General features: G+C 38.1%; 10 protein-coding genes. 3 read left to right on the top strand and 7 right to left on the bottom strand.

Features of this window, described 5'->3' with window-relative positions; all coding sequences use genetic code 11:
- Positions 1 to 188: hypothetical protein (locus E1171_RS16905; RefSeq protein ID WP_155207234.1), on the bottom strand; the 188-nt coding region annotated here is incomplete at its 3' end.
- Between the two features lie 206 nt (positions 189 to 394).
- Complete coding sequence (locus E1171_RS16900) at positions 395 to 883, bottom strand: hypothetical protein (RefSeq protein WP_155207233.1); 489 nt, start codon at positions 881 to 883, stop codon at positions 395 to 397.
- A 315-nt stretch (positions 884 to 1,198) separates the two neighbouring features.
- Here E1171_RS16900 and E1171_RS16895 point away from each other — a divergent pair, with 315 nt between their 5' ends.
- The 3 genes from E1171_RS16895 to E1171_RS16885 are packed head-to-tail and all read left to right on the top strand — an operon-like array spanning position 1,199 to position 7,849.
- A complete protein-coding gene (locus E1171_RS16895; RefSeq protein WP_155207232.1) occupies positions 1,199 to 3,646 on the top strand; it encodes a TolC family protein in 2,448 nt (815 codons plus the stop codon).
- On the top strand, positions 3,646 to 4,776 hold the full coding sequence (locus E1171_RS16890) for an efflux RND transporter periplasmic adaptor subunit (protein ID WP_155207231.1): 1,131 nt from the start codon (positions 3,646 to 3,648) through the stop codon (positions 4,774 to 4,776). Before E1171_RS16895 ends, E1171_RS16890 begins: the two co-directional genes overlap by 1 nt.
- 4 nt (positions 4,777 to 4,780) lie before the next feature.
- Positions 4,781 to 7,849 (top strand): efflux RND transporter permease subunit, encoded by a 3,069-nt coding sequence (locus E1171_RS16885; RefSeq protein ID WP_155207230.1) that lies wholly within the window; start codon positions 4,781 to 4,783, stop codon positions 7,847 to 7,849.
- A gap of 54 nt (positions 7,850 to 7,903) precedes the next feature.
- On the opposite strand, the gene gldC is transcribed toward E1171_RS16885, so the two are convergent.
- From gldC to truB, 5 genes are all read right to left on the bottom strand, one after another.
- Positions 7,904 to 8,272, bottom strand: a complete 369-nt coding sequence (gene gldC / locus E1171_RS16880; RefSeq protein WP_155207229.1) for a gliding motility protein GldC — start codon at positions 8,270 to 8,272, stop codon at positions 7,904 to 7,906.
- A gap of 158 nt (positions 8,273 to 8,430) precedes the next feature.
- Positions 8,431 to 9,105: a 3-oxoacid CoA-transferase subunit B gene (locus E1171_RS16875; protein WP_155207228.1), complete on the bottom strand. Its 675-nt coding sequence runs from the start codon at positions 9,103 to 9,105 to the stop codon at positions 8,431 to 8,433.
- 25 nt (positions 9,106 to 9,130) lie between these two features.
- Entirely contained in the window at positions 9,131 to 9,826 is a 696-nt protein-coding gene (locus tag E1171_RS16870) for a CoA transferase subunit A (protein ID WP_155207227.1), read from the bottom strand.
- A 38-nt stretch (positions 9,827 to 9,864) separates the two neighbouring features.
- Entirely contained in the window at positions 9,865 to 10,794 is a 930-nt protein-coding gene (locus E1171_RS16865; protein WP_155207226.1) for a bifunctional riboflavin kinase/FAD synthetase, read from the bottom strand.
- Positions 10,772 to 11,482 carry a tRNA pseudouridine(55) synthase TruB gene (truB, locus tag E1171_RS16860; protein WP_155207225.1) on the bottom strand — a complete coding sequence of 237 codons (711 nt, stop codon included), beginning with the start codon at positions 11,480 to 11,482 and terminating at the stop codon, positions 10,772 to 10,774. Before truB ends, E1171_RS16865 begins: the two co-directional genes overlap by 23 nt.
- Positions 11,483 to 11,519 lie beyond the last annotated feature (37 nt).

Genomic DNA, 11,519 nt, shown 5'->3' with positions numbered 1-11,519 from the left:
GGGCTTGATTCCTGAAAATCATCAGCCAAAAGGTCCTCATAAATGTTTTCGTCAAATACCATCTTAGTTTTTTCAATCTTTCCGTCGGGATGAATAATTAATTCTGTTCCTCTTAAACTTTCTGGGTTAACCTGAACTAAAACTATGTAATCGTCAAAAATTCGCTTAAAATACCTGTGAATTATCATTTGCTAGAATGGTTGTGTCTTAATCGGAACTAATTTAAAAAAGGAAGCCGATTTCTCGTAAAGTTACAAAATTTCTTCTAGCGGATCTTTTTGTATTCCTTTTTCTCTTACCCTTTTTTAGGGTTGAGGTGATCAAGGATTAAAGGGAGACTCAAGTTCGGGGTCCACGACAAGCCCAACTTTCTTTTTATCGTGTACCCTTCAGGTCACCTGGAGTTATCAAGAATATCGGAGCTTTTAACAGGAGCTTTCAACTTCACCAATTGCTCGGCTTTTTCTTCCCACTCTAGCTGCAATTTGTGTGCCCATGCACTCATGTAAATCATAACATCCTCCTTTGCATTATAACGAAGATGTTTTTTTGATGCCGGAAGATGGGCTAATATTTTGGGATTACTTAATCGCTCCAGGTGTTTGATATCTTCAATTTCCATGCCTGCCTCCAAGAGTTTAGAAATGAGCAGATCCATAGGATAACCACTGTTGGGACAATAAGCATCAGATTGGGTGGTCCAGTCTCCATATTTCCGTGTAGCGTAATCATGTATTTCTGCCCGACTCAATTGCGTGATTTCCTGAGCCAGATATCCGCAATTACAACTACCCATGTGTCCCCATTGATATTGATCTTCTGTAGCAATTCTTTTGGCAGCTCGTCTGATGGCTGCTATTAATTCCGGATTGGATTTGGCCATGGTTTATAGGTTTTGTTAAGATTTACATTTTTTCAACAGAGAGGGGGCTTAAAAAATTCCAGTTATTGTGCAGAGTCTTTAAAGAGTTCTGCTTTAAACGCCAAATTAGTTTAGAACCTTTATAGTAGTTTATTTCTGTTTCTTGTTGATTTTAGAAACTAAAACGGCTCCATTCTTCGGGAAAAAGCTTATTAGATCTTTTTCTTAAAAAATTCATTGTTAAAACTATTAATTGAGAGACGGGTTTAGCTTACAAGGAAATTTGCCTTTAAGGAGATTAGTAGGATTTAGAATTGGACTTTAAATAGAGAGGGAATGGCCGATAAGGTAAGTATAATAGAAATTAAAGAAGTTTCTTTTCATCCATCTAAATTATTGATATTAATTAGTTTGCTGTTGCTGGTTTCCCCACTTCAGGCCCAGGATGAAACTATTGAACCTCCAAGGAAGAAAGTGGTTATAGGGCTTATTCATGATGGGAGGGAAGGGTACTATAAATCCTCAATAGATCTTCTTAGAAAGGAATTGGATTTAATATTAGGTTCATCCTATGACATTTCTATTCCTAATGGGAAAGTGTTTGCCGTCGAAGATAAAACTCAGCTAATTGAGGAAAGTTATAGGGAATTGACTGAGGATCCTGAAGTGGATTATATTGTTTGTTTGGGAGTTTTAAGTGGGGCAATTCTTTTAAATAAGGGAGACTTTCCCAAACCGTTAATAATATACGGAATAGAAGACCCAGTTATTCAGGGAGTCAGTATGGAAAGAAGAGAGACTTCCGGTATTCATAATCTTTCTTATATATTAACTTCCGAATCTTTTGCAAATGACCTGGCCGTATTTCTAGAGTTGTACCGATTCAAGAAACTGGGAATTTTATTGGATCAGGAACTTATCGAACTTCTTCCCTTGAAATCCGAACAATTAGATTCTTTAATGGCAAAAAGAGGTTTTGAGATAGAAGTTATTCCGGTAATGGACCAGGAGGATTCGATAATAGTTTCTATTCCTGAAGATGTTGATGCTGTTTTCCTGGGTTATTTTACAGATTATGTTGAGGAAGAAAACTTGAAAAAATTGTTGGAAGAGGTAAATCAAAAAGGGTTGCCTTCCTTCACCTCCAGTGTAGAAATTGTTGAAATGGGGGCCTTGGCCACTAATACACCTGCTCCAGATTTTGCTAAAGCTATTCGAAGGATAGTATTAAATATAGAAAGTATTTTGAATGACATCGATCCCGCTGACTTGCCAGTGATATTAGAATCACGACAAAAACTTACGGTTAATGTAGCAACACTAAATAAACTCAAGCTTTCTCCTTCATATGGTCTTCTTTCTAATGCAGATTTATTAAATCAATTTGAAATTGAAAGTAATAGAAGATTAGATTTGTTAGATGTTTTGATAGAGGTCCAGCGGTCCAATATTGATTTGAGAGCCAGGTATAAAGAAGTTGAATCATTTCGTCAAAACCGAAAAATCGCCAGGTCTTTCCTTTTCCCATTTGGAATTTTTAACCTTTTTAATGTCATAGTAGATGAACAACAATCGGAGTTAGGAGGAATGACTCAGGTACAGTTTGCTTCGGTTGCTGTTTTGAGTTTTTTTCAGGTCATATTTGATGAACAATTGATGGGAGAAGTTAGGGTTCAAAAGTTGTTGGCAGATGCTGTCGCCTTTGATTATGAAGCTTTTCGACTGGACAATATTCAATTTGCAGCTACAGCTTATTTCGATATTTTGAGGGCAAGAAACCTATTGAGTATTGCTCAGGATAATTTAAGGTTTACAAAAGAGAATTTAGAAGTAGCAAGAGCCCGGGAGGAAGTGGGTTATGCGGATATATCAGATGTTTATAGATGGGAAGCAAATGAGGCTCAGCAAACAGCCCAGGTTATTGGGGCTAAAAATATTTATGATCTAACCCAGATCAGTTTGAATATTCTGCTCAATAGACCATATACCGAACCTTTTATCATTAGAGAGTCTCTTCTTTCTGATAGCATATTTTCTCGGTATTTTGACGAACGTATGGTGGATTTGCTCTATAGCCCCAATGAAATTCAAAATTTAACGGATTTCTTAATTTTGGAAGGAATTCGAAATTCTCCGGAAATAAAAGCTATTGATGCCAGAATAGCCTCCCAGATCCGATTTAAAAAATTAGTGCAAAGGGAGCGATATATTCCTGATTTTTTGCTTAATGTGGCCTTTTTTTATTCACTTTTTACAGGAGGAGGACAAGATCCTATTGTAGTCCCTGGAACAATAGTAGACCCATTGTTGCCACCACGACTTACTACAGAGGTGAATGTCACATTGTTTTTTCCGTTTTTACAAGGGGGAAGGGTTAAGAATGTCACCCAACAGGCAGTAATTGATTTATTGCAGCTTGAGGAGCAGAGAAGGTCTATCATTCTGCAAATTGAAAGAAATGTGAGTCAAGCGGTACTATTTTCCTCTGTAAATGCTTTTGAGTTGGATTTATTTAAAAAGGCTGCTGAATATTCCCGAAAAGCTTTTGTGATTGTCCGGGAATCATATTCGGGTGGACGATCTACTTTTGTAGATTTATTACAAGCACAAAATGAAGCTATTTTGGCTAGCCTTCAGGCTGCAAATGCAGTTTATCAGTTTTTAAATAGTTTGATTGATATTGATCGGGCAATCAGCAGTTTTGCCATGCTAAGAAGTCCTGAGGAGGAGGAAGATATGGCCTTTCGTTTTAGAGAATACTTTCCTGCTTATAAAAATAAGTGATGGTAAAAGGGAAGAAATGGGGAGGTTTTGTTCAGGATAGTACTTTCATATGTGTAGTGATAGTGTTTATTTCCTTGTCGCTCTTTTCTATTTTATTTTCTTGTGGCACCAAAAACAAGAGGAAAAAGGAGAACCTCAGGCCAATTAAGTACATGCCAGTAGTCTATACGGCAGGAGAAAGGGCCCAAACTTTCACAGGAGTTTCGGTTGCAGCAGTGGAAACAGAGTTAAGTTTTAGAGTTGGGGGAGTATTGAATTCCCTGGAAGTGAATGAAGGCGAGGAGGTGCGTAAAGGAGATTTGGTTGCTACCATTGATAATATAGATGATCAGTTAGAGCTGGAAACAGCCAAGGCGGTTTTAAGAGATATGGAAGTCCAGCGGGATGCTTCTAGGGCCAATTTAGCAAGAGTAAAAAGTCTTTTTGAAGAAAACAATGTATCTCTAAGCGATTATGAAAAGGCTAAAAGTGAATATGCAAATGCTCTTTCAAATTTTGAGGCCTCCATCAAAAAGGTAGACATTAAACAAAGGCAAGTAGAGTATGGTACCCTCCTTTCTCCTGTTGATGGAATTGTGATTGAGAAAAGATTTGTCATTAATGAAATTGTAAAGCCTGGTGAAGCAGTGGTAGTGATAAATTCGGAAGACAGTATTGATGTGGAAGTGGGTGTTCCAGAATCTTTTATTAGTAAAATTTATAAGGGAATTCCTGTGGTGGTGAATTTTTCATCAATTGAGGATGTACGTTTTACGGGAGAAGTTACCGTGGTGCCTTTTACTCGTCAGGCCGAATCCGCCTCCTATAAAGTTGTAATACGCTTAAACCAGATTAGTAAGGTTCTAAGACCTGGGATGCCCGCCGAAGTCACCTTTCTTCTGCCTACCACCGAAAAGTATTTTCTTACGGTGCCTGCCGTAGCGGTAAATGAAGATGAAAGTGGTCGGTTTGTTTATGTGGTGGAAATTAAGGAAAAGAATTTGGGAATTGTGCACCGAAGGGCTATTGAGATTGGGACCTTACAAGTTACAGGGTTTGAGGTGTTGTCTGGCTTGAAAGCAGGTGAATTAGTTGTTGTGGCCGGAATACCTTCCTTGTATGAGGGAATGGAAGTCAGACTAATCGAATGATGGCATGAATATAACAAGCTTTTCAGTGAGGTATGGTCGGGCAATCTTTGGGATAATTGTCTCATTTGGAATTGCAGCATTATTGCTTATTCAAAATATTCCTCGTGAGGATATGCCACCATTCCTGGTGAGAAATGCCAAGGTGACTACCTATTTCCCAGGAGGAAGTCCTGAAAGAATAGAATTGTTGATTACTGATAAATTAGAAAAAGCCATTCAGGAAATTCCCGAAGTGGAATATATAAGAAGCGAAAGCAGTATGGGAGTTTCTGAAATTAATGTGGTATTAAAGGAAAATATTGAGGAGTTAGAATCTGTTTGGATTAAACTAAGGCAAAAAGTAAAAGATACTAAATCCAAATTGCCTCATGGAATTATTGGTCCTAAGGTGGATGACGAAAGAGGACATATATTTAGTATAATGGTGGGAATTTGGGGAGGTCAAGGATATTCTTATGCTGAATTGAAGAAAAAAGCCGATGAAGTGAGAAATGCTTTTTATAAAATTCCCCAAACAGCCAAGGTGGAGATTGTCGGAGAACAGGAAGAAAGGATTTTTATTGAATATAGCAATGTCCGTTTGTCAGAAATAGGTTTCTCAAAGGAAAAACTTCAGGAAGTGATTTCTTCCAGTAATATTATTTCTCCTGGCGGATTCGTCAATGTAGGAGACGAAAGGGTGATTTTGGAGCCATCTGGTAATTTTGAGTCTCTGGAAGACCTGAAAAAATTGATTTTCCCTACCGCTAATGCCAAGGAGTTTATTTATTTAGAGGATATTGCTCATATTTACAAAGGTTACATTGACCCGGAAGAATATATTGTAAGGGTAAATGGTCAAAAGGGGCTGGCGGTAGCAGTTTCCATGAAAAGGGGGGAAAACATCATTGAGTTGGGGGAAGCCATAGATAAGCAAATCAAATATTTTAATGACGTTTTGCCATTGGGAATCCACCTTCAAAAGATTTCTTCCGGTGACCGTTTAGTACAACGCTCAATTAATACTTTTCTGAAAAGCCTTTCGCAAAGTATTATTGCTGTCTTATTGATTATGCTGGTGGTAATGGGGGCAAGGGCAGGATTGGTTGTGGCGGCCATGATTCCTTTGTCGATAATGGTTACCTTGGTTTTTATGAGCATTTTTGGCATAGGCTTAAATCAGGTTACCCTTGCCTCTTTAATTATTGTTTTGGGGATGTTAGTGGACAATGCCATAGTCATGTCCGATTCTATTGCTACCAAATTTCAGGAAAAGGTCCCTCCAATGAGAGCTGCATATCAATCTGCTCATGAACTGAGTGGCCCCTTACTAACTGCTTCCTTAACTACTTCAGCCGCTTTTCTTTGCTTTTTTTTGGCCAATTCGGTCATGGGAGAAATCTTTGGTGAAACCTTTTTGGTAGTTACTATTGCCTTAATTTCCTCTTGGCTATTATCCCAATCGGTTGTACCCATATTAATGGTTTACTTTGTAAAGGCAAAGACCAAATCTTCAAAATCAAGGGTTTGGGAAATAGAGCGGATACTAAAAAGGAGATATGTAGCTACGTTGAATGTGGTGTTGAGTTCGCCCTATAAGTTTTTGCTGTTAATGATTATCCTGCTTTTGTTCGCAGCGTTAATCTCTTCTTTTATACCCTTTATTTTCTTCCCTGAAAGCAGCAGACAACGGACTGTTGTTGCCTCTTTTCAATTACCTCATGGAATAAAGATTAAAAAGACCGAAGAAGTAATAGGGGAGATTGAGGAATTTATTTTAGATAGCCTGATGGTAGGAGAGAATCGCAAAAAAGGCGTTTTAAGGTTTTCATCTTTTATTGGGGGAGGTGCTCCTAAATATGATCCTGGTTATATGCCGGAAGAAAGATCACCTGAAATTGCTCATTTATTGATCATTACTTCCGGTGAAAAAGTTAATAAAGAAATTATTCGAAAAATTCGTCAATATTCCTTCGATAACTTCCCTAATCTTGTCAGCCGAATTTCTTTATTATCCAGTAGTGGGAAGTCTAAACCACCTATTGAGGTCCGTATATCAGGAGAGGACACCGACACCCTATTTTCTATTGTAAAATCATTAAAAACCAAACTTGATCAAATAAAGGGGGCCAGAGAGGTTTCTGATGATTGGGGATTGAAAACAAAAAAGCTCATTGTTCGGGTAGATCAAGCCAGGGCCAGACTGGCCGGAGTGACAAATTTGGATGTCGCTTTGTCTTTGGAAACTTTGACAGGTTCCCCAACTGGGGAATTTCGGGATAAGAATTTAGTGATCCCAATTATAACCCGAAATATTAGGTCTCGAAGAAATGATATTTCCAGTTTGGAAGGGCTTAATATCTTTTCAAAGGTGTCAAAAAAAACTATTCCGTTGAAAAGTGTGGCAGAAATTGAACCAGTGTGGCAATACGCCAAGATTTTGAGAAGGGATCTATATAAGACAATTACTGTGAGGTGTGAATTACTCCCTGGGTATAATGCCACAAATATTAATGAAAAATTTCTTCCCTGGTTAAAGAAAGAAAGTAAAAAGTGGGGGCCAAGATATTTTTATGAGATAGGTGGTGAAAAAGAAGAAAGTAAAAAGGGAATTGGTTCAATTACTTCAAAATTGTGGATTTCAATATGTGTAATTGTAATATTATTATTTATCCAATTCAATTCTGTAAGAAAGACCTTGATTTTATTGGTGACGATTCCTACAGGATTAGTGGGAGTGGTTTTTGGATTGTTTTTGACAGGTTCTTATTTTGGCTTCTTTTCCTTTTTGGGAATGATAGCATTAGGAGGTATTGTCATTAATAATGGTATTGTTTTACTTGAACGAATAGAAATTGAAATGGAGGAATTTAATCGTACTTCCCAAAATGCTATACTGGCAGCTTCACGAAAACGTATACGTCCGATATTGTTGACCACCATAACAACTACCCTGGGCCTTTTGCCCCTTTGGATTAGTGGCGGATTTTGGGGCCCTATGGCTATTACCTTGATCTTTGGTTTGATTTTTGGGACTTTTTTAACACTTTATTTAGTTCCTATCCTGTATAAGTTAGCTTTTAAGATAGAATAGTAAAAGCCAAGAGTGAAGAGGTAAGAAGTCAATTCAAACCCTTCACTCTTCAATTTATTTTTTGTCAGGACCTGGTTTTTCTGACATTTTTTTCATTTCTTCTTCCACGTGCTTTACCAGGCGGTTACACAATCCCTCCATTTCATTGGCCATATATTCATCCCCAGTAGCGTTTAAAAGGCTTTGGGCTAGTCCCCCAATAGAATCAATATAAAAGCGCTTCATTTCATCCACAGTCATCTGTTTGGTCCATAAGTCAATTCTCATGGTGTTTTTTTGAAAATGGTCCCAAATAGAAAGACTTATGGCGTTAGTCTGTGATAGGCCTTCATCCGGACGGTCGGTGGCATTCCAGTGAATTTTATCAGGAATATTGTTTTCATCCAGTTCTACACTAAATACTATCTCCGATTTTTTGTTCATTGTACTTCAATATTAAAATATCCCGCAAAAGTACGGATTTAAATTTCAGGAAAAAATAGCCCTATGGAAGAAGCTTGACTTGCCAAATCCTTGTCCCTTTATTTAATGTCCTGCGAGAGAATTTCTGAAAGTGAAATCATCTGTTCTCTTTTTCAATTTTAAACTTTAGCCACTTCTAATTTCATTTCCGGGATCTCTCCTTCAATTATGAGTTTCCCTTCGGTGGCGTTTTTTATTTCATCGACAGAAACGCCTGGAGCTCTCTCCAATAATTTAAATCCGCCTTCAGGAAGAATATCCAAAACAGCCAAATCTGTTACGATTTTCTTTACACATTTAATACCTGTAATTGGTAGGGTGCAGTTTTTTAAAAGTTTGGATTGCCCACTTCGGCTCTTGTGCTGCATGGCCACGATGATGTGATCTGCAGAAGCTACCAAATCCATGGCCCCACCCATTCCTTTTACCATTTTACCAGGGATCTTCCAATTAGCAATATCACCATTTTCGGATACTTCCATAGCTCCCAAAATAGTAAGGTCCACATGGCCTCCGCGAATCATGGCAAAACTTTCAGCTGAATTGAAAAGTGAAGAACCAGGCTGCATAGTAACGGTTTGTTTTCCTGCATTGATCAAGTCTGCGTCCACTTCCTCTTCGTGTGGAAAAGGACCAATGCCTAAAAGACCATTTTCGGATTGCAATACTACCTCTATATTTTTAGGGATGAAATTTGCTACCAGGGTGGGAATTCCAATGCCCAAATTAATGTATGAACCGTCCTTAATTTCCTGAGCGATTCTTTTGGCAATTCCAATTTTATCTAAAGCCATAGCATTAAGCATTTAAGTGAAATAGTTAAAGACGGGTTGTGCGTTGTTCAATTCTTTTTTCGTAATCCTGTCCTTTAAAAATTCGTTGAACATAGATGCCCGGGGTGTGGATTTGGTTAGGATCTAATTCCCCAGCAGGAACCAGTTCTTCCACTTCGGCAATGGTGATTTTTCCCGCCGCGGCCATCATTGGATTAAAATTACGTGCTGTCCCTTTGTAAATTAAGTTCCCTGCAGTGTCTCCTTTCCAGGCTTTGACAAGAGAAAAATCAGCCCTTAACCAGGATTCCAGTAGATAGTTTTTTCCATCGAATTCCCTTACTTCTTTCCCTTCTGCAATTTCAGTTCCATAACCTGCAGGAGTGAAGAAGGCTGGAATTCCTGCACCTCCGGCCCTAATTCGTTCGGAGAGCGTTCCCTGAGGAATGAGATCCACTTCCAATTCCCCAGATAGGAGTTGTCTTTCAAATTCGGCATTTTCCCCTACATAAGAAGAAATCATCTTTTTTACTTGTCGGGTTTGAAGCATTAGCCCTATTCCAAAATCATCTACTCCTGCATTATTGGAGATACAAGTAAGCCCATGTATTCCTTTTTTTAGTAAGGCTTTGATGCTGTTTTCAGGTATGCCACAAAGGCCAAACCCACCTAACATTAGAGTAGCATTGTCAGGAATATCAAAGACTGCCTTATCAGCACTTTCAACTACTTTATTAATCATACGCTAACGTTAAAAGTTTTAATGTATATGCAATTTGACTATAAATTAAGAATATTGTCTGCTATTTCCTTGTCTTTCTGAAGTTGTTTTTTGAGTTCTTCCAGGCTGTTAAATTTTTTTTCATCCCGTATTCTCTCAATAAAATGAACCCTGATCTTCTTTTTGTAAATATTCTGGTTAAAATTGAAAATATGAACCTCTATACTTCTTGCCTGGCCACTAACTGTGGGGCGGTTTCCAATGTTTAGCATGCCCTTGTAGGTTAAGCCCTCGTACTTCACGGTTACGGCATATACACCATCTGCTGGGATTAATTTATAATCCTGCTCAATGCACAAATTTGCAGTGGGGAATTTTATTAACCTCCCAATTCTTTCTCCTTCAATAACTTTCCCTTCAATGCTATAGGGAGAACCTAAATATCGATTTGCCAGGCCAACATTTCCTGTGGCCAAAGCATTTCTTATTTTGGTAGAACTTACTGCCATGTGGTCTACATCCTGGCGGGGAATTTCCTCTACCTCAAAGCCGTAGGCTGGTGCGTTGGCTTTTAAATGCTCGAAGCCGCCTTCCCGGTTTTTGCCAAATCGATGGTCATAGCCAATAATTAAGCGCTTGGTCCCAATTTTGTCTACTAATATTTTCCGAATAAAATCCTCACTACTCATTTGGGAAAATTCTTTAGTAAAAGGGATTTTAATCAGGTGATCGATTCCTTGTTTTTTCAATAAATCAGCTTTTTCCTCAAAAGTAGAAAGCAGTTTTAATGATTGGTCATTGGGTTGTAAAACCATACGAGGATGAGGCCAAAAGGTAATCAGAACTGATTCCCCGTGGTTTTTTTTGGCCGCTTCTGTCAGTCGTTTTAATATCTTTTGGTGCCCGAAGTGGACCCCGTCAAAAGTACCACTAGTGACTACTGCATAAGTTAGTTTATGAAATTCTTCAATACTGTGGTATATTTTCATAAGTTGATTTGCTACTCTGAATTGATTGAATAAAACCCTCTAAATTTAGAGCTTGATCTATTGTAAAGTTCCCTATTCTAGTTCTTCTTAATTCTGATAAATAAGCTCCTGTTCCCAGCGCTTCTCCAAAATCTCGGACCAGGCTTCGAATATAAGTTCCTTTTGAGCAAATTACCCTAAAACTAACCTCCGGAAGAGAAATGTCAGTCAACTCGAACAGTTTGATGTTTACCTCTCTAGGGTCTATTTCGACCACTTCCCCTTTTCTGGCATGTTTATAAACCCTTTTTCCATTTACTTTTACTGCAGAATAGATAGGTGGAATTTGTTGAATTACTCCCTGGAATTGCGAGATTTGGTTTTGCAAATCTTCCACTTTAAGGTGGCTAATATCCTTTTCGCTGTCCACCTCAGTCTCCAGATCCACAGAAGGGGTAGTTTTCCCAATTATCATTTTTCCTGTGTATTCCTTTTCCTGTGCTTGAAAATTATCAATTTGTTTGGTCATTTTTCCTGTACAAAGAATCAGAAGACCCGTTGCCAGCGGATCCAAAGTCCCGGCATGCCCAACTTTTTTAATTTTGATGTTATTTCTGATTTTTTTAACCACATCAAATGAAGTCCAAGTATAGGGCTTATCAATTAGTAAAACTTCTCCTTCTTGAAAGTTGTAAGCTTTCTCCTTCATATAGTAATTACTTTTATAAAGTATATATTGTCCTTTA

It is taken from the genome of Xanthovirga aplysinae (genome assembly GCF_009711365.1).
Lineage (GTDB): Bacteria > Bacteroidota > Bacteroidia > Cytophagales > Cyclobacteriaceae > Xanthovirga > Xanthovirga aplysinae.
The sequence above is the reverse complement of the archived record's forward strand: the minus strand, read 5'-3'. Positions and strand labels throughout refer to the sequence as shown.